The sequence below is a fragment of the Candidatus Zixiibacteriota bacterium genome, from assembly GCA_019038695.1.
Classification (GTDB): Bacteria; Zixibacteria; MSB-5A5; order GN15; family FEB-12; genus B120-G9.
Genome location: JAHOYZ010000028.1, coordinates 61302 through 79900, shown reverse-complemented (window position 1 = coordinate 79900; position 18599 = coordinate 61302). Strand labels below are relative to the sequence as shown.

Genomic DNA, 18599 nt, shown 5'->3' with positions numbered 1-18599 from the left:
GTATGGGGCAGGCTGTGCTATGATTCTACCGTGACGGAAGTGACTGATTGGACCGGGTCGTTGACTATCAGTCGCGGCGCGGAGATTATTCGGAGAGTTATCCGTTTTGAGCCGGGGCAGGATTTTATTCTCGAACGCACCGACATTAAGCTAATCGAATGGCAGTCCCTGACGACTGTGCATAATGACGGAATCGCCGTGGACCTGTTTGTACCACGTCCGAATCCAACTTTTGACACTACGCTGATTCCCGAAGTCAATAGTTTTGATGACACTACCTGGGTTACGGTCGTTGATACAGTCTATCCGGAGCTGGAGCCGGTTACGTTGACTTTTGAGACGGGTCCGTACAGTCGTGTTTTCTCGATGGAGGAGCTGATTACGCTGGACACGATTATCCTTCTGGATGATTCCAACGTAGTAGCGTTCCATGCTTTCAAGCTTGACCATCGCCCTTGCCCGCGAGGTTTTCTGGCCGGAAAATGGGGATTTAATGAGGAAGGCGAAGGAGTTTTTCGAGGCATATGGATGACCAAACGGGGTCGCATTGACGGCTACCTCAGGGGAACTTTCGGAGAGAACTCTGATGGGCTTAAGGTGTTCTTCGGCAAGTGGATATCGTCCTCAGGAGAATTCGAGGGATTCCTCAAGGGTCTCTATGGTCCCCATCCCAATTATCACGCCAACGGCCACGCCTTTGGAAAAGGACGAGGCTGGTTCTCAGGTAAGATATTTAATGCCAATCGTATAGAAATTGGTGTGCTAAAGGGACGTTTCGGAAGCTCACCCGAGGATTCAAACGGGTTTTTCCAGGGTCGCTGGAAACTGCGGTGCAACGATGCGACTGTAGATGTTAGTGACGAAAATGAAGGCTTTTGACCAAAATTATCCCCGCGTGACTGAGGCATCCGCTCAGTGAATCGCCGGATGTCATATCCCGACCTCCTTAGCAACGGGGGTCGGGGTCTTTCTTTGAGAAAAAAGTCAGAATTCACCTTTTTTTCAATTATTCTGTGATTTTTCTCTTGCATTGGGAACTTCAAGTGTTATACTGGTGTTAGAAAGAATACAGATTCTTAAAGACCCCCCTCTGTCTCTTACCGAGACAGCCCTGCGTTGGGCAGGATTAGCAATAATCCTGCCCATTTTTTTTGTCTGATTCGGACGGTTGTCAGAATAACGTCCGGATTTAATATTCCCAGAGCAATCCCCCCATAGAAGACCAAAAGCTAGTTCCGCATGCGAGAGATATGATTCTTTTCTTCCCAACATCGACCACCAACCGCCCTTGACAATCACTACTCGATTGCTGATATTCCCGCCCAATATAGTGAATATTGAAACAAGACTCTGGAGTCAGTATGGATATTGTAATTCTTATCAAGCAAGTTCCCGAGATCGCTCTCATAAAAGTTGATGAAGCTGCTAATGAAGTGGTTCTCCCGCAGGGACCGGGGACTGTGAATCCAATGGACGAATACGCTGTCGAGGAAGGCTTGCGCCTTAAGGAGCAGCATGGTGGCAAAGTTATGGTAATGTCGGTCGGGACAGATCGGACCGAGTCCGCCCTGCGCAACTGTCTTGCTCTTGGTGTGGATGAGGCTTATTTGCTTGTCGATGATGCGTTCGAAGGTTCGGATCAACAGGCTCTGGGGAAGATTCTGGCGGCTGGAGTCAAAAAGCTCGATGCTTACGATCTGGTCATGGCCGGAAAACAAGCAGTTGATTCCGATTCGGCCCAGGTTCCCGGCGCAGTGGCCGGCCACCTTGACATCCCGCAGGCAATGTTTGTCAAAAAAGTTGAGTCGGTTGGTGACGGTAAGGCAGTGGTCTATCGCACGACCGAGAACGGTTACGACGTGGTTGAGCTGAACACACCGGCGGTTCTGTCGGTAGTCAAGGAAATCAACGAACCACGGTTACCATCTTTGAAGGGCAAGATGGCCGCCAAGAAAAAGCCGATAACCAAATGGTCGGCGGCTGATTTGGGTCTCGATGGCAGCGACATTGGTGCTAACTCGGGTACCAAGACAACCAAAGTAGCACCCCCGCCACCGCGCCCTAAAGGCGAACTGATCGAAGGTGAGACGCCGGAAGAAATAGCGGGTAAGTTGTTCACCAAGCTGCGAGACAATCAGGTTATATAGGTAATTCAGAGCGAACCACGCCACTGGTGAACTTTCGGCAGGAGAAGGACGAGATTGCAACATTCCTGCTCTTGTGTAATGTACTGTCGCATCCTCAACTTCCATATTGTCAAAACTAGTTTTATGACATATATTTGGCTCGATAGCGAGGAGAGAAATATACAGGCTTGAGGATTTGGTCGTCACTCATGGCCCGGCGGCTGTGATGTCGATCGAAATCTCGGCTTCAAAACGATTTGGGAGGCTCATTTTGAAGACATCCAAAATGGTAGTCATGGTAGCAGTGCTGGTTCTGGTTTCGGCAGTGTTAGCGCTGTCGGCACAGAGAACTTATGACTGGGAGTCCAAGTTTGGCGTCGGGGTACGGGGACCGTTGATTATTCCAATGTTTGAGGGGTCCGATTTCACACTGTTTGACACGAAGTACGAACCCTTTGGAATGGGTTGGGACCTCGGCGCTCATGCCCGTTTGGGGTTGACCGAGCGGATCGCTGTCGATTTCTCGATTCACTATGCCTCAAGCTACGACGACAGTACCGCCACCAGTGATCAGTCGTTTAGTTTCAACGGTTCGGATGATGCCTTTGCGCGGATAGAAGGGATGCTCTACAGCCTGACCGGGAATTACTACTTCCGCTATGACCAGAAGACGCAACCCTACCTTACAGCCGGGCTTGGCTGGGATAACTGGCGGGTCAATCGGCGCTTGGTCGTGGGCGGCTCAAAACCGAAGGTGGCCACAATAAATGATATCGGCCTCAAGTTTGGTGGCGGCGTCGGCTACTGGTTGAGCGAACGCCTGAATATTGATGGTCAGCTGTTGCTTAGCTATGGCCTGTTTAGATTGACGTCCGATATGCCGTCCGGCGAATATGGTCCCAGCACCTGGCGTCGCTGGAAAGATCGTCCCTTCAAGGCCTACATGGAACCCTCGATTGGACTAACCTATTATCTCTTTGATGTCTCGCCCGACGCAGACAAGGATGGCGTTAAAGACAAGGCTGACAAATGCCCGGATACTCCCCTGGGAGCTTTGGTCGACAAAGATGGTTGCCCTCTGGATGAAGATCAGGATGGTGTTTACGATGGACTTGATGTCTGTCCCGGCACTCCTCTTGGTGCCACTGTTGACGTCAAAGGATGTCCCCTTGATACTGATCAGGACGGTGTTTTTGATGGTATTGACCAGTGCCCGAACACTCCCCTCGGAACCGAAATAGACGAGACCGGTTGCCCGATCGACAGCGATCGTGATGGCGTACCGGATTTGACTGATAAGTGTCCTGACACTCCACTCGGTGTGACTGTAGATGCCGATGGTTGCCCTGTTGATAGCGACAAAGACGGTGTGCCAGACATGAGCGACCGTTGTCCCGACACACCGGCGGGTGTGGAAGTTGACTCAGTTGGTTGTCCCACGGCTTCAAAGTTGGAAGAGACGCTGATGCTCTACGGCGAGGTGAAGTATGCCTCGGATGTGTATACTATCAGCCCGGAGGCACATGCCATACTCGACAGTGTTGCAGTATCTTTGAAAGCATATCCGTATTTCCGTATAGAGATTCGCGGCTATACCGATTCGCTCAATTCGGAGCAGTACAATCTGATGCTCTCCACCAACCGTGCTGAGACAGTGAAGAAGTACCTGGTCAGCAAAGAAATTGCCGCCGACCGTATGGAGACTGTGGGTTTGGGTGAAGACCCGCAATACTGGATCGGCGATAATGGCACTGCCGCTGGTCGCCGTATGAACCGAAGGGTTGAGATCGAAGTAATCCGTCAGTTCTAAGCTAAGAGGTTATTGAAAAACATCGCTATCGCCATTACGTGGCGGCGGCTACAATTCCGGAACTAATAGACGTTTCGTCGCATACCCGGCTCAAATTCGTTTGGGCCGGGTTTGCCGTTAGCCTTCGACTCTGATCACAGGCATAGCCTGGTAGGGTGACATTGCCCCATAGCTTGCTACCGGATCTGTAAATCTGTATACTGAGTTTGATAGTGGGTACCGGAGTGAGGGGAGTAGGAACACCCGATGTCGCTGAGTTGCACGACACAATGGGAGGTGATTCATGTTGAAGCCAATCACGATCTTGCTGATCCTGGTCCTGGTAGCCGCGTGCATGCTCGGCTGTGATGACAACGGAACAAATAGCCAGGGCGGACAACCAAAGCCAGTGCCTGGGGTTGCGACCGATATCAAGCTTTCAATTTATTCAAATGGGTGGGGGACACTTCTCGATTCGATGATCTTGCCTACTGAGGGTGATGTTGTCATTGATGTTTACGAATCCAACCCATATTATGACTCGGCACAATACTACATTTATGCTGTGGCCGACGACTACTACACAGAGTTGTATTTCTGCGAGAAGGGGGAGATGATTTCGGTCGACCTGGATTCGGTAGCCGGATACCCACGATCTATGACCGGAGTGATATTTGGCGTACAGGGTTTTTTTGCGGATAGCTATCATGCCAACAAGACGATGGAGCTGCATGGCCCAGGACGCCTCCGCAAATCAATTACAACCGATGAACAGGGACGCTACGGCGTTGGTGATCTTCCACTTGGAGACTACACGTGCGAGTTCATGTGCGAAGGGGTGTCCTATGTACTTGATCTCAGCAACGGGGGAGGAACTGACTACGAAGATCTGTCATACATAGAGCCCCAGCAAGCCATGGCCCCCAATCTCTACCTCTATCCTGAGACTGAGGCACAGGTTGCGGTAACTCTGTCCTTTCCCAATGGAGGTCATGTTACCGAGTCGGAACCGCCCTATAATATGGGCTGGAACGTAGAGGTGTCGCCGGACGGGATCATTGATGACACCTACGATTACTTATTCTATGAGGCACTTCTGCCCTGTGATTTCAATACCGATGCCGGCTGGATGCTGACCACTGACAGATTGGAATTGGAGTTCCGAACGCTCCTCACAAATCTTGGGTTTGTTGGTAGAGAGATTGACGACTTTGTAACCTACTGGGTTCCATTGCTGGACGATGCTCCGTACTATGGCGTATATCCACAGGATGTGAACTCATTGATTGATCTGGCGATCCTGCCGCAGCCAACAAGTATCATGAGGCAATTGCTATTGATTCGTCCTTTCAATCGACCTATTGCAATTCAAGCTCCTCCGGACGATGGGCCGTTTGTCCGAGAGGGTTTCACGGCTGCTGAATGGGGAGTGATTGCACCATATCTTGACCATTCTGGGCACTGATTGACGGCTGCGTCCTCATACAAGCATCATTCCACCACGACCTTTATCGGGCGGAGATGATATGAGTGATGGGATTGAGCATTATCAAACAAGGCCACTCCCAGAAACAGCTCACCGCGCAGGGATATATCATGCGGTGATTCGGCTGCGAGAAGACGAGATATTTCCACTGTCCATACACCGTTATGCCAGATTCCTCGTGCCGTTACATCCCCACGGCCACCGGTAGTTGGAGCTACTAAAACCGCCGGCACCCGATCACCGGACACAAAGATATCCAGACTATCGGCGTAGGCTTCGTAACCAGAGGAGCCGAGCCATATCCAATCGCGCACTGCGCGATGGGTTGGAAGAAAATACGGTTGTTTCCAGTCCCGGTTGAGATTGGAAACGTATCCTCCAGCTGCCTTATTGTCGGTATGACGTCCGCCAGTCGAATCATTATCGCGCAGTCCCCACCAGCGATCATCAGCTTCCAGCGCCGGGTTGGTACTGACCGCCATCCACTGCCACCCGTCAATGGTGTCGTTATCAGTGTAGTGCAATCCCATCCGGTCGCCCTCGCCGACATGGCATGTAGCCGCACAGCCGCCCGGATCGCGAAACCAAAACAGCCCGAGTTGATCTTCCGAATAGATCGCCTCTCCAAAACGATCAGCGTACTCCGAAACTTCCTCGCACCACTGGTCACCATCCTTGATGAGGTGGCGATTGAATGATGGGGTAGCATCATTCCAACGGACGAGGAAGTAGACTCTCTGGAGATTATGAAAAGCTTTGATTGTGACCGCGGCTGTCCCTACTTGAAAGTTGGCTCCTCCGCTGGTTTGCACGACAATTGAATCGACGCCATACCATTCGATATCAGATACGCGTCCGTCAATGACAATGCCCCGATTGCGAGAGTGGCACCGAAGAGTGGTTGGGCTATCCAGAGCGACAGAAATCGTCCCTGTCACTACAAGGCAGATTATCGTGGTTATTAGTGCGACTCTTGGTGACCAACTCCCGGCGAATGGCCGGGCCAAAAAGATGGCATTGATTCTCGTATCCTTATTGATCACTACTTCTATTAGATGCCCTGCCGCAAACAAGAGCAACAGTCGAGCGCACCAGCTATGAATGACTGAGTTGAACAGATAGCCGTCCGGTCCAGCATAAAGACCGGCATGAATTGAGATACCGGTGAGAATAGCGACCAACCCCACACCAAAGCCGCCCAGGTAAGTGATTTTTTTCAGAAGCGAATAGGGACCAACATAGAATAGACCAACCAGACGTCTTCTTTCGCCCGACAGTGCTGAATACAGAAGATGGAACAAACCGACAGCCGCCAGAGTCAGCCCGAAGTACAAGTGCCATTGATGAATCGTACCCGACGGAACCAGTAGATCAACAACACCTGCCATAGTCGACGAAAGTCGCCCCTCACTTAGCCATGCCAGACGCAAGCCGGTCAAGCCGGTAGCAAGTACCAGTATGATAGCGGCGAAATGACTCAGCCGCACAGCAGCCGAGTAGATAGTATCGGGTCTCATCATCCATCAATGATGGCGATGTTTTTCGTCGATGCCAAGCAAGAACTCAGCATCGGTCGTTGCTCGTCATCAGCTATCGTGTCGTCACGCGCCTGAGTGATAGTCGGGAGAGAACTCCGGCTTATCGATTTCTTTGGCAATCTGAGCAATCCGCTTGTCGGGAATGGCGGTCCAGCTTTCGGCATTGAAGGTTCCGTCGGCAGCGCAAATCATAGACACTTTGGCGGCTGATTCTTCGTCGGGTGCTTCATAAATGTCCATGAAGTCATAAGAACCCAGCAGCGCATAGTGGGCCAGAAACTTCACTTCCGGGCAAGTCTGAGTGACCCGTTCAACCCATTGTCGACCCGTGCTCGCGCCCTCCTTGACTTTGGCGGCTACATCAATCAGACTTGGTCCGTGTGGCGCCAGCTTTGACATTAGCACAAACGTTCTCATAGCTTCCTCCTGACGGTAGGTTATCTTAATAGGCAGAGATTCCCGGTGGTCATGGCGGAACTCTGCCCGTCATGTCTGGTTGGCACGCGTCGGGATGTCGGCTCAGGAATGTGGATTCAGCTGTGGAGCGGTGTTGTGCTTACCATATCAATATAATACATGAACAGGGATTTGTAGAGTATTTTCTTTGGGAGCAACAATTGATTCCGTATAGCGTATTGCCTGTAAGCCGCCTTTTGACTATCTTGGCAGTTGGATCGAAAAACCGGATTGAAACGCCTTGAGCGCAAAATCCTCAATCATATTGGAGTAAAGAGATGTCAGCAAAAGCTTCGTACGATGAACTGGTCGAGCGATGTAAGAAAATTTCATTGCTTGGCTCCACAGGCTCAATACTGTACTGGGATCAGCACACCTTTATGCCAGCCGGTGGCGCAGCTCTACGCGCCGACCAACTTGGTCTGCTATCGAACTTGACCCACACTCAGTTCACCGACCCAAAAGTGGGCGAGTTGATCTCCGAATTGGAACAATCGGATATTGTGAAGGATGCCACCTCTCCTGAGGCAGCCAATATTCGTGAACTGCGCTGGCAATACGACAAACAAACCAAACTGCCAACCGATTTGGTGGAAGAGATCACCAAGACGACCGCTCTTGCTAACGAACATTGGGTAAATGCCCGAGCCAAATCCGATTTCAAGATTTTCCTGCCGTGGCTGGAAAAGGTGCTCGCTCTGGAGAAGAGGAAAGCGGAAGCCTATGGCTACGAAGGGGAACCATACAATGCTCTGCTGGATGATTACGAACCGGGCGCGACAGTTGACGACATCGTAGATGTTTTTAAGAATCTGCGCAACGAATTGGTTACTATGTTGAAAAAGGTCAAAGACGCCCCAAAAAAACCTGATGTGTCGATTGTCGAGCGCGAGTATGACGTCAATCTTCAGAAGATCTTTGGTGAATCGGTGGCGGCGGCGATGGGCTTCGACTTTAACACCGGGCGGCTGGACATAACGACCCATCCGTTCTGCACCGGCATTGGTTACGGCGATACGCGTATTCTCACTCGTTACAATCCCAATCGTCTCAACGATGCCCTGTTTGGCACTATGCACGAAGCTGGGCACGGTCTTTATGAAGCTGGACTGGACAAGGCCAACAATTTCGGCCTGCCAATGGGCGAGGCGGTTTCGCTGGGTATCCATGAGTCACAGTCGCGTATGTGGGAGAACCAGGTAGGTCGCTCCAAATCATTCTGGAAATACTTCCTGCCGCAAGCACAACGACTGTTCAGGAAATCCCTGGCCGGTGTTTCGCTCGATGATTTCTATGGCGCTATCAACAATGTCACGCCGTCGTTTATCCGCGTCGAGGCCGATGAAGCTACATACAATCTGCACATTCTTCTCCGCTTCGAGTTGGAGCGGGTACTCCTGACCGGCGATCTCAAACCGGCCGATTTACCTGGTGAATGGAACAGTCGTTTCAAGAAATACTTTGGTATCGAAGTCGACAAGGACTCCAATGGTTGCCTTCAGGATGTCCATTGGTCGGCGGGGTTAGTAGGGTATTTCCCGACTTACACTCTGGGCAATTTGTACAGCGCCTGTTTCTTTGACAAGGCCAAACAGGATATGTCTGACCTGGATCAGCAGTTCGAGCGCGGCGAGTTTACAAACCTGCGGCAGTGGTTGCTTGAGAACATTCACATTCATGGTCAGCGCTATCGGGCACGGGACTTGTGCAAGAAAGTCACCGGCAAACCGCTGGATCACAAACCATTGATCGACTATATGAACACCAAGTATGGTGAGATCTACGGATTCTAAATGTAAGAATAGATGCGCGGCAGACTTTTATGTCTGCCGCGTACCTGTACTCGTTGCGAATATCATCTTTGTAGAAGTCGAATATTTCGACGGCTGCCTTGATTGGAATCGGTAAGTGTTTTGCCATAAACCTGCCAATGCTCTCTTGGGATGACAGGTTTGAAGACGGTCTCTACTTCCATCAGTTCTGCGGTAACGGTGTCTCAGAATCAGGGAACGCCAATCGTCGCCAGGGTATCGAAACTGATTCTTTGCCGGTCTGGTCTTTTACATTTCGCACAAACGGAACAGGTTCACCGTTTACGCTCAGAACTACGTCACAATCTTCGGGAACGTAGAAAGTTATTCCGGCAAGATCCTTGTGGCTCGGTACATAGGATCCCTCTACTTCATTAGCGATACTATCGATCATTATGTGCAAGCTACCGTGCCTGTTTTCCTCTCGCCAGAATAGGTGTTTCTGGTTGACATAGTAGTTCAATAATTGTGAGGTCGTTGCGACCAGGAGCTCTCCCCGATCATGCTTCTCCTCTATGTATCGCAAAGCATCTACTGTTGACGGTGACAGATATGGTTGATGTGGATTGGTTCCCAAATGCGTGTAGAAGATCATATAGCCCTGTTTTTCAACGAGGTCATCAACCTGATCCGGGCCGAGCTGATGTGCGAAAAATTCCTCGTTAGCGTTGGAGTACTTACCCCAGGGATTATTGTAACGTACAAATTCAAAAACTTTCTGACCATCATCAAGTTCGCAAACGTGAACCAGTTTATTATCGTGTGGGTAGCTCTGTTCTGTGTACATCAGGTCTTGTATGAACTCATAGCCCTGCTTGGCCAAGTTAACAATCGAGAAACATCCATCCTGACCGATGCAGTGGGATAAGTGTCCACGCCACAGGAACTTGATGCCCATCGAGACCGTCAGGTCGGCATGATAAATGTCCGTTGAAGGGTTATCTCCGAGGAACCATGACGCCTCGCCAATATTGTTCTGGTTTTCCTCAGCCCCATGATTGATGAATACATCGACGGCAAGTGACTCGCTTTCGAACAGGTCAATCGCTTGAATGGCCAGCTCACGACTGAACCCGTTTTCTTGGAAATGCCCATAACTGTGCAGGCAATCAAGGTGACCGGATCTTATGAGGCTCACCATAGTACCTGCGTGCGACCACAAACTATCACTAGTTCCGACAAACAGCGAGATCCCCAGATTGGGATCAAAAGTAGCTTCCTCCCCAGACAAGGAATCAGAGGCAGGCAATTCCATTCGCTTCTGGTAGTATTGATTGTAGAACCAAAACGAGTTACCGATGTCGAGACCAAGCCCTGAGCCATATGCTGTTACCTTGTCCGAATTTAGGAACTCCTGTATTTCAAGGAATTTTTCGATGCTTGTGGTTCGGTCAATATCCGAGCAAATAGACAGAGCAGCCCGGTATGGGTAGGGGAATTTGCGAAGAGCGATTTCTTCATCTGACTGCCAGCACCCCAACACTGATAGCCCGGCAACCAGCCCGATAATTGCGACTAAGAATCCAGTAGTGATTTTCATAATGTAACCAATTTGCATCCAGTAATATCCATTGAGTAATCGAGTATGGCAATAGCCCATTTGTAATCCGGAACGCACATTCCAATACGACTCACCCCTTGGCTCCCTTGCCATAACACTGGACATTTCAGCCGGCAGGTGCGCAGTGCTCCTACCTTACTTAAGAGAACTACAATACTCAGCTGGCTACTTTTCATTCATAAGGATTGAGACGCTATCGGCCAAAGCATTGGCGACGGCCAGATCCAAATCTCCATCACCATCCAGGTCCGAAGCGAACACGCCACTTGGTCCATTGCCTGCGTTGTAGTTGACAGCGGCTGAAAATGTTCCATTACTGTTGTTCTTCAGAACTGATATGTCATTGGAATCCTTATTAGCTACCACCAGATCAATATCTTTGTCGCCGTCAAGATCAGCAGCACAAATGAATTGTGGGTTGTCTCCGGTTTCGTAATTCACGGCCGCACCAAAAGTTGCATCTCCGTTGTTCTTTAGGACCGATACATCATTCACAGTATAGCCGTAACTGGCGGTGGCCAGGTCGATATCTCCATCACCATCAAGATCAGCGGCACAGATAGAGAAGGGATCGGTCCCGGTGTCAAACTTCGCTGCCGGAGCGAAGGTTCCGTCACCGTTGTTTTTCAACACAGAAACTTTGTCGTCTCCCCAGCAGGGCGATGCCAGATCAAGGTCACCATCGCCGTCCAGATCAGAGATGGCGACGGAGTAAGGGTAATCACCAACTCCGTAGTTGACCGCGCTCGCGAATGTTGCATCGCCATCGTTCATCAAAATAGATACGTTGTCGGAATCATAATTGGCGACGGCCAGGTCGATATCTCCATCACCGTCAAGGTCACCACCGACAATACAGCAGGCACTGTTTCCCGCATGGTAATTAACAGCCACGGCAAATGTTCCATCACCATCACCGGTTAGGATCGATACGTTGTCGCTCTCCTTGTTTGCGACAGCCAAGTCACTGTCACCGTCACCGTCGAGATCAGACATAAAAACCGAGTATGCTTTTTTCCCGGCCATAACGTTGAAGCCGGAGGCAAACGTCCCATTTCCGGAATTGTCCAGGATCGTAACGCTGTTTCCCAGTTCGCTCGCTACAGCGAGATCTTTGTCACCATCGCCGTTAAAATCAGAGGCAAAGACAGATAACGGGTACTTGGCCGTCGCGTAGCTGACTGCAATTGGGAAAATCCCGTTTCCGGGATGAATCTGGTCCGGATCTATTGGGTTCCCGCCGTTGCCACCGCCAATAACGTCATTATTGTCGCTACCATCACCACTTCCACACGAAAGCAGTGTTACCATTGCAAGAGCTGTTGCTGCTATCATGAAAATACAGATCGTTCGCATATCGCAATCTTTCTGTGTCAGAGTCCAACGATTTGGACTACACATGTATGATTACCGGGTGCTCATAGCAAGACTCGGTTCGTATTGAACTTAGCCGTTGACCTTTTTTGATGCAAGATTGTTTGTCATGGAGTTGTACAACCACTCGCTCCGGAATTAGAGAAAGAGGTTGACAGCATGGTAGTTATGCCTTATCGTACTGTGGAGGTACTAAGTATTCTAACCCCACCTGACTTATACCCCGAACCCCGACTGTTTTTGTACAAGATAAATATGTTCATGCATTTCTAAACCAAGGAGTATGTGATGAAGCAACTGATCTTTGTATTGGCCGTAGTGCTGATACTAATTGCAATTCCGCTCGGTAATACCGAAGCGCGTCAGAATCCTCAAGGATACAGAGCAATTGACGGAACTGGCGACGACCACCCGTGGGGTGGTGAGAGTGTCTGGGATGGAGGTTCGGTCATAATTTCCTCATCCGGGGGAGGCGAACTTGGTTGTATCGCAGGCAATAACATCTATGATGTTTTCCTGTGGAAATTCATCATCAATATCTGGTTCGTTGATGACCCCAAAGATGATATCACTATTTCAGATGATATTTCCGGGGAGACCGGTACTTTGAACGAGGAGATTGGACAATCCGCGACCACAACTTCCAGTAATTAAGGGTAACACGCGATGAGGAAAATGGAAAACAATGCCAGTGGAATACACGAGGCAATGGCTCACTATCTTGAGTCATTGATTACCTCGCGGGATTTCGCCAGCGCAATCAGTTGCTACGAGGACAATCGTAGTGAACTGGACTGTGCTGGCGGCCCGGGCGCGGCGCTAGTTATGCGTCTCGCCGCCACGGCCTATGCTTCCCTCGCAGATTACCCGGTTGCGTTGCGAACCGCCCGAACGGCTCAAACTCTCCAGGCGGAGTTTGGCGACAGCCGTGAATTGGCGGAAACTTTTGTAGTAATCGGGGGGATACTACGCAACCTGGGAGAACTAAGGGAAGCGGAAAAGGCCTTTCGTGATGCGGAATCAATTTTCCGCAGGAATGACTGTCCCGAGGGACAGAGTCGGGCGCTCAACCTGTTAGCCGGACTGTTTTTTAAGCAGTCGGACTTCAGCCAAGCTCTGACCGTCCTTATGGATGCAGTAGACATTGCCCGTCGACTCAATGATCGCCACAAGCTGGCCTTCATGATGGGTAACATTGGTCGTATTCACACATTTGTAGGAGATTTTGAAAAAGCCTGTAGTCACTTGCAGATCAATATCGAACTATCGGAAGAACTCGGTCAGACTCAGGAGCTGCCCCGGGCTTATATGTCGCTGGGCTATGTTCACATTCTGACTGACCGATTCGATGACGCAGAAATCGCTCTCAACAATGCTCGTGAGCAACTGGTTCAATGCGACTGTCGTCGCGATGAGGTTATGTACCTGACTTATCTTGGCGAACTGAAATATCGCTCCGGCGAATTAGGTGCGGCTAGGGATATTCTTGAACAGGCCTTGGCAATAACCGAGAAGATCGATCCGGAGACCACTCTGACCGGTCGTGTGCTCAGGCATCTGGCCGAAGTTGCCGTTTTGTCGAGCAACTTACCGATGGCGCAGCGCTATGTGGCGCGGGCTATGGTCATTATGGACAAGGCTGGTGTGACCGAAGAAGTTGGCGCGCTCTGGCGTCTGAGAGCTCAGGTTGCCGAGATTCAGGACAACGAGTCGGATGCACGCAATCATTATGGCAGATCGCTTGATCTGTTGGCAGAATCCGGTATTTGCGTGGCTCAGGCGGAGACTCTGATTGCCGCTGGTCGGACGAAAGTATTCACCCGGCGTCAGCGACTGACCTATCTCTTCCGGGCTGAGGAGTTTTATCGACGTGATGGTATCACCAACGTTGTCGATCGTATCCAGCGACTGATCGCCGATACAGATTCTGATCTCGACCAAAATAAGCTCAATCAGGCACCGACCAGCAATGCCGGCAAGGCAGAGTTTCTCACTTCCTGCCCGGAGATCGAGAGCTTTAAAAAACAGCTGTCGCTAATCGGCCGTTCGAATCTACCGATGATGCTCACCGGTCAGACTGGCACCGGCAAGGATCACATGGCGCGGTATTTCCGTTCCGTGGTCCGACCCGATGGTCCCTTTGTGGCGGTAAACTGCGCTTCAATACCCGAAACTCTGCTTGAATCCGAGTTGTTCGGCTATCACAAGGGTGCTTTTACGGGTGCTGACAAGGACAAACCGGGATTGCTGACCTCGGCCAACGGCGGAGTGCTTTATCTCGACGAGATAGGTGACCTGCCACTCTCGTTGCAGAGTAAGCTGCTTGGCGTTCTGGAAACTCGTCGGGTAATCCCAATCGGGTCCACTACTGAGATCAAACTGGACATCCTGCTAGTGTCGGCAACCAACCAGAATCTGGAACTGATGGTTGAGAAAGGGAGTTTCCGTCGTGATTTGTTCTATCGAATCAGCGGAATTAGCTTCCACATTCCGTCGCTCAAACGACGAAAAGAGGATATCCCGTTATTGCTAAATCACTTCCTGAGCCAATGCAGTCTGACTGATGACGGGAAAATACCGACAGAACTGGTTCATCTGTTTGTCAAGTATGACTGGCCCGGAAACGTCCGCGAGTTGGTCAACAAGATCAAACGATTGGAAGTGATGGCGGCGATGGTAACCGAAGGAGACCTCATCGAGTTGTCGCGGTCGATTTTTTCCGCAGACCAACCTCGGGGTGAGAAATCTCTATTTGAGCGCGTAGAGCAATTCGAACGGAGGCTCATAAATGAGGCGTTGCTTGCATCGGGCGGCAACAAATCCAGAGCGGCTCGGATACTCGGGATTCACGAGGCAACCGTTCGCACCAAACTAAAGAGATACGGGATTTCCTGTGAAGGAGGTGTCGTTAACTGAACGGCTGATCGCTGAGTCTGTTCATAGCGTTATAATAATGTCGGCAGCTCTGTTGTCGCATTAGGCGCGTGAGCATTGTACATAATGAACCTGTCGTGCTTTGGCACGAAGGTGAACATATATTCCTTGGTGGCGGTAAGTGTGTGATTATCATGCACTTACCGCTTTTCTTTGTTCTCCCTCTCGTACAATCGTACGAACTGCAAATGGTAACCTCTTACAGTGTCCGTATGGCCGCATTGTTATCTTCTTATATAACACTCGGTTATAGCAATTCAATGGCGCTGCCCCTGGCTACGGCACACAGATTGCTCGTACTATAATTGTATTTTACTCCCTGAGCGCCGTCTCAAAGACGGACAATGTTTTTTCTCTTTGGCGGTTTGTCACCCGTGCTTGAGGGGAGCACGGGTGACCGTTTTTTATCCACGAGGTGGCATCACCACGAGGTGGCATTATGCACAATTGTGGATATCTTCTCGACAATGTGAGTGGCAAGTGTGTTTTTCCCGCAATCAGATAGATAATCAATTTACTTTTTCCATCCGATGCGGTATTATTTCATACTATGCCACGAAATGCACTGGGTCTGATTGAGACACATGGGCTTATAGCCGCTATCGAGGCTACCGATGCAGCCGCTAAGGCGGCCGGAATAGTGGTGTCATCGGTAGAGTTAACCGATGCTTCATTTCTCACTCTCAGGATTGAGGGTGAGTTGGGAGCAGTGCAGGCGGCATGCGAAGCATCGACGGCGGCAGCGGAGCGTGTCGGTGAAATTGTGGCAGTCACGATAATTGCCAACGCGGACGATGGTCTTGATGCAATTCTACCTGCGCGCCGCTTTGTGTCAAAGTATCATACCGATGATCACCGTCCGTCGCTTGATCCCGAGTCGGGAGCCGCTGAAGGCGGTACTAAACAGAGTGGCGGCCGTCCTTCAAGAAAAAGGAAATTACCTGATTCCAGTGCGAGAGGTGATGTTCCGGGGAGTAAAGTTACACCTCAGATGTTGAAGAGTATGACCGTCGCTGAGCTTCGACGGTATGCTCGTACTTTAGAGGGGTTGAGTCTCAAAGGGCGGGAAATCTCTCAAGCCAAGAAATCGAAACTGATAGAAGCGATATCAAACCTTTTGGATTTGGAATAGAGATATGTTTATTGGAAGAGTGGTCGGCTCACTATGGGCGACTCAAAAGACAGACAACACCACCGGTGCGAAGTTCCTCATCATTCAGCCGTATAATCTTAACAAAGCGCCCAACACCGACACTATTGTGGCCGCTGATGTTCTCGGTGCGGGTGAAGGTGAATTGGTCATGGTGGCTTATGGCCGGGCGGCCAGAGTGGCAGTCGGCAACGAAGATATGTCGATTGAGGCGGCTGTGATAGGGATCATTGATGAATACGATATCAAACCGGAGTACTACAACGGCGATCTTGACCCGGAACGGGTAACATTCAAGAAGGCTTTACAATGAGCATTATCAAACTTGCCATGCGGTATCTGCGCTGGTACCACATCGTCGGGCTCCTGTTGGGTGTGACGGCGATAGTGGGAATAGTGTGGTGGCTTCGGGAGCACGAACGAGCCAACCAACTCGGTTTCGGCGATGCCACTGATCTGGTTGAGGAACTATAGGTCATGAGGTTCAACTGATACTATGCCTTCCCTTGTAGAACAAGTTCGTGACGCTGGAGTAGTCGGGGCCGGTGGGGCAGGCTTTCCTACTCACCTGAAGTACAATACCCAGGTAGAGGTTCTACTCGCCAATGGCGCAGAATGCGAACCACTGCTGTATAAAGACAAAGAATTGATGCGCCAATTTCCCGATGAAGTCCACAAAGGAATGAAACTCGCGGCCGACACCGTAGGCGCTTCACGACGTATCCTGGGGATCAAAGCAAAAGCGCAAGATCAAATCGGTCAGTTCCGTCGGATATTTGGTGGCACCGGTATTGAGATTTTTGAAATGGGCGACCACTATCCGGCCGGTGACGAATACGTTCTGGTCTATGAAGCAACCGGGCGACTTATTCCGTACGGTGGTTACCCGGTCGATATCGGATGTGTCGTGTCCAATGTCGAGACGTTGCTCAACGTAGCATTGGCCAGTATCGGCGTGCCGGTGACTGAGAAATTCATCACCGTGGCGGGAGCGGTTAATAATCCAGTCACACTGAAAGTGCCTATCGGGACATCAATCAGTGATGTTATCGCTCTTGCTGGCGGGCCGTCCATATCGGGCGAGATTGCCGTTCTCGACGGCGGCGCAATGATGGGGGCACGAGTGCCCTCTTTTGAAAATCCGGTAACTAAGCTTAGTGGGGGGTACATTGTATTACCCGTAGATCACTACCTCATTAGGAAAAGATCGCTTGCGATTTCGGAAATCAAGCGGATCGGCCAGTCGGCGTGCGATCAGTGTAGCTACTGCACCGAGTATTGTCCTCGCTATTTACTTGGGTACGATATACAGCCGCACAAAGTGATGCGATCACTTGGATTTGCCGGAGAAAAAGAGGATTACTGGGGCAAGTTCGCGGTCAATTGTTCCGAGTGTAATCTTTGTTCGCTGTATGCCTGTCCGGAAGAACTGGACCCCAGGCAAGCCTGTGTTCGGTCCAAGACAAACATAGGTTTGAAGAACATAGAATACACGCCACCCAATAGGCCGCTCGCGGCCCATCCGATGCAAGCCCATCGCAAAGTGCTAACGAAGAAATTAACACGCAAGCTGGGCTTGGCCCAATATGACACACCCGCTGTCTGGACCGATGATACGGTTCACCCCGAGCGAGTTATTATTCCACTAAAACAACATCTGGGTACGTCTTCAGTACCCACAGTAGGACCGGGTGACAATGTCACTGTAGGGCAATTGATTGCTCAAATAGCAGACTCGTCTGTGGGAGCAAATATCCACGCATCGATTAACGGGCGGGTTGTTGATGTGAACGAAGCGATTACAATAGAGGCCTGATGATGGAATACAATGCGATAGGATTAATCGAATACAGCTCGATTGCCAAAGGAATCGGCTCGGCGGATGCGATGGTCAAGGCGGCCAGCGTTGAGTTGGTGATAAGCCGCACGATCTGTTCCGGTAAATATATCAATCTCATAGCCGGTGACGTTCAGGCAATAAAGAACTCGATTGCTGCCGGGGAAGAGTATGGCGCCGAGAGTGTCATTGAGACCTTTATTATTCCCAATGTCCACCCGGATGTTTTCCCCGCTTTGTCAGGTTCCACACAAGTCGATGAACTCGACGCGCTCGGCATAATCGAATCGTTCTCGGTGGCGACGTTGATTGAAGGAGCGGACGCGGCGGTGAAAGCAGCCGAGGTGCGTTTGATTGAAATACGGCTGGCGATGGCGTTGGGTGGAAAAGCGTTTGTGACGTTGACTGGTGAAGTGGGCGCGGTGGAATCGGCTGTTGCCGCTGGGACGGAAGTTGTCTCGCGGGAAGGAATGCTGGTCAACACGGTGGTAATACCATCGCCGCGACCGGAGTTGCTGCGAGATATATTGTAGCCGG

Annotated in this window: 16 protein-coding genes; 12 read left to right on the top strand and 4 right to left on the bottom strand. The window is 50.6% G+C overall.

The genetic code is table 11. The features are described from left to right. The 4 genes from KOO62_10400 to KOO62_10385 all read left to right on the top strand — a co-directional run. On the top strand, positions 1–879 hold an 879-nt coding region (locus tag KOO62_10400; protein MBU8934403.1), incomplete at its 5' end, for a hypothetical protein. A gap of 482 nt (positions 880–1361) precedes the next feature. After that, a complete protein-coding gene (locus KOO62_10395) occupies positions 1362–2147 on the top strand; it encodes an electron transfer flavoprotein subunit beta/FixA family protein (protein MBU8934402.1) in 786 nt (261 codons plus the stop codon). A gap of 250 nt (positions 2148–2397) precedes the next feature. Then, positions 2398–3936, top strand: coding sequence for an OmpA family protein (locus KOO62_10390; GenBank protein MBU8934401.1), 1539 nt, complete (start codon positions 2398–2400; stop codon positions 3934–3936). A gap of 283 nt (positions 3937–4219) precedes the next feature. Then, the gene (locus KOO62_10385; protein MBU8934400.1) at positions 4220–5380 is read left to right on the top strand and encodes a hypothetical protein; all 1161 of its coding nucleotides are present in this window, start codon (positions 4220–4222) and stop codon (positions 5378–5380) included. Positions 5381–5406: 26 nt separating this feature from the next. Here KOO62_10385 and KOO62_10380 read toward each other — a convergent pair whose 3' ends face one another. Beyond that, a complete protein-coding gene (locus tag KOO62_10380; protein ID MBU8934399.1) occupies positions 5407–6921 on the bottom strand; it encodes a hypothetical protein in 1515 nt (504 codons plus the stop codon). Positions 6922–7002: 81 nt separating this feature from the next. Beyond that, positions 7003–7356, bottom strand: coding sequence for a GYD domain-containing protein (locus tag KOO62_10375; GenBank protein MBU8934398.1), 354 nt, complete (start codon positions 7354–7356; stop codon positions 7003–7005). Between the two features lie 317 nt (positions 7357–7673). Between KOO62_10375 and KOO62_10370 the strand changes: the two genes are divergently transcribed. Next, positions 7674–9188 carry a carboxypeptidase M32 gene (locus tag KOO62_10370; GenBank protein MBU8934397.1) on the top strand — a complete coding sequence of 505 codons (1515 nt, stop codon included), beginning with the start codon at positions 7674–7676 and terminating at the stop codon, positions 9186–9188. Positions 9189–9369: 181 nt separating this feature from the next. On the opposite strand, the gene KOO62_10365 is transcribed toward KOO62_10370, so the two are convergent. Together KOO62_10365 and KOO62_10360 are read right to left on the bottom strand one after the other, a co-directional pair. Next, positions 9370–10764, bottom strand: coding sequence for a hypothetical protein (locus KOO62_10365; GenBank protein ID MBU8934396.1), 1395 nt, complete (start codon positions 10762–10764; stop codon positions 9370–9372). A gap of 168 nt (positions 10765–10932) precedes the next feature. After that, the gene (locus KOO62_10360; protein MBU8934395.1) at positions 10933–12123 is read right to left on the bottom strand and encodes a VCBS repeat-containing protein; all 1191 of its coding nucleotides are present in this window, start codon (positions 12121–12123) and stop codon (positions 10933–10935) included. A gap of 306 nt (positions 12124–12429) precedes the next feature. Between KOO62_10360 and KOO62_10355 the strand changes: the two genes are divergently transcribed. The 7 genes from KOO62_10355 (at position 12430) to KOO62_10325 (ending at position 18595) form a co-directional block, all read left to right on the top strand. Then, on the top strand, positions 12430–12795 hold the full coding sequence (locus KOO62_10355) for a hypothetical protein (GenBank protein MBU8934394.1): 366 nt from the start codon (positions 12430–12432) through the stop codon (positions 12793–12795). A gap of 12 nt (positions 12796–12807) precedes the next feature. Then, positions 12808–15057 (top strand): sigma 54-interacting transcriptional regulator, encoded by a 2250-nt coding sequence (locus KOO62_10350; protein MBU8934393.1) that lies wholly within the window; start codon positions 12808–12810, stop codon positions 15055–15057. A 568-nt stretch (positions 15058–15625) separates the two neighbouring features. Beyond that, a complete protein-coding gene (locus KOO62_10345; GenBank protein ID MBU8934392.1) occupies positions 15626–16207 on the top strand; it encodes a BMC domain-containing protein in 582 nt (193 codons plus the stop codon). 4 nt (positions 16208–16211) lie between these two features. Further along, the gene (locus tag KOO62_10340; GenBank protein ID MBU8934391.1) at positions 16212–16538 is read left to right on the top strand and encodes a EutN/CcmL family microcompartment protein; all 327 of its coding nucleotides are present in this window, start codon (positions 16212–16214) and stop codon (positions 16536–16538) included. Then, positions 16535–16699, top strand: coding sequence for a hypothetical protein (locus tag KOO62_10335; GenBank protein ID MBU8934390.1), 165 nt, complete (start codon positions 16535–16537; stop codon positions 16697–16699). Before KOO62_10340 ends, KOO62_10335 begins: the two co-directional genes overlap by 4 nt. A gap of 22 nt (positions 16700–16721) precedes the next feature. Then, on the top strand, positions 16722–18041 hold the full coding sequence (locus tag KOO62_10330; GenBank protein ID MBU8934389.1) for an SLBB domain-containing protein: 1320 nt from the start codon (positions 16722–16724) through the stop codon (positions 18039–18041). Between the two features lie 2 nt (positions 18042–18043). After that, positions 18044–18595, top strand: coding sequence for a BMC domain-containing protein (locus KOO62_10325; GenBank protein MBU8934388.1), 552 nt, complete (start codon positions 18044–18046; stop codon positions 18593–18595). Positions 18596–18599 lie beyond the last annotated feature (4 nt).

What these genes read in the sequence shown, in the direction of transcription:
- KOO62_10355 (MBU8934394.1), top strand. Translation starts at nt 12,430, where the DNA reads ATGAAGCAACTGATCTTTGTATTGGCCGTAGTGCTGATACTAATTGCA.
- KOO62_10370 (MBU8934397.1), top strand. Translation starts at nt 7,674, where the DNA reads ATGTCAGCAAAAGCTTCGTACGATGAACTGGTCGAGCGATGTAAGAAA.
- KOO62_10325 (MBU8934388.1), top strand. Translation starts at nt 18,044, where the DNA reads ATGGAATACAATGCGATAGGATTAATCGAATACAGCTCGATTGCCAAA.
- KOO62_10385 (MBU8934400.1), top strand. Translation starts at nt 4,220, where the DNA reads ATGTTGAAGCCAATCACGATCTTGCTGATCCTGGTCCTGGTAGCCGCG.
- KOO62_10350 (MBU8934393.1), top strand. Translation starts at nt 12,808, where the DNA reads ATGAGGAAAATGGAAAACAATGCCAGTGGAATACACGAGGCAATGGCT.
- KOO62_10375 (MBU8934398.1), bottom strand. Translation starts at nt 7,356, where the DNA reads ATGAGAACGTTTGTGCTAATGTCAAAGCTGGCGCCACACGGACCAAGT.
- KOO62_10345 (MBU8934392.1), top strand. Translation starts at nt 15,626, where the DNA reads ATGCCACGAAATGCACTGGGTCTGATTGAGACACATGGGCTTATAGCC.
- KOO62_10365 (MBU8934396.1), bottom strand. Translation starts at nt 10,764, where the DNA reads ATGCAAATTGGTTACATTATGAAAATCACTACTGGATTCTTAGTCGCA.
- KOO62_10360 (MBU8934395.1), bottom strand. Translation starts at nt 12,123, where the DNA reads ATGCGAACGATCTGTATTTTCATGATAGCAGCAACAGCTCTTGCAATG.
- KOO62_10380 (MBU8934399.1), bottom strand. Translation starts at nt 6,921, where the DNA reads ATGATGAGACCCGATACTATCTACTCGGCTGCTGTGCGGCTGAGTCAT.
- KOO62_10335 (MBU8934390.1), top strand. Translation starts at nt 16,535, where the DNA reads ATGAGCATTATCAAACTTGCCATGCGGTATCTGCGCTGGTACCACATC.
- KOO62_10395 (MBU8934402.1), top strand. Translation starts at nt 1,362, where the DNA reads ATGGATATTGTAATTCTTATCAAGCAAGTTCCCGAGATCGCTCTCATA.
- KOO62_10340 (MBU8934391.1), top strand. Translation starts at nt 16,212, where the DNA reads ATGTTTATTGGAAGAGTGGTCGGCTCACTATGGGCGACTCAAAAGACA.
- KOO62_10330 (MBU8934389.1), top strand. Translation starts at nt 16,722, where the DNA reads ATGCCTTCCCTTGTAGAACAAGTTCGTGACGCTGGAGTAGTCGGGGCC.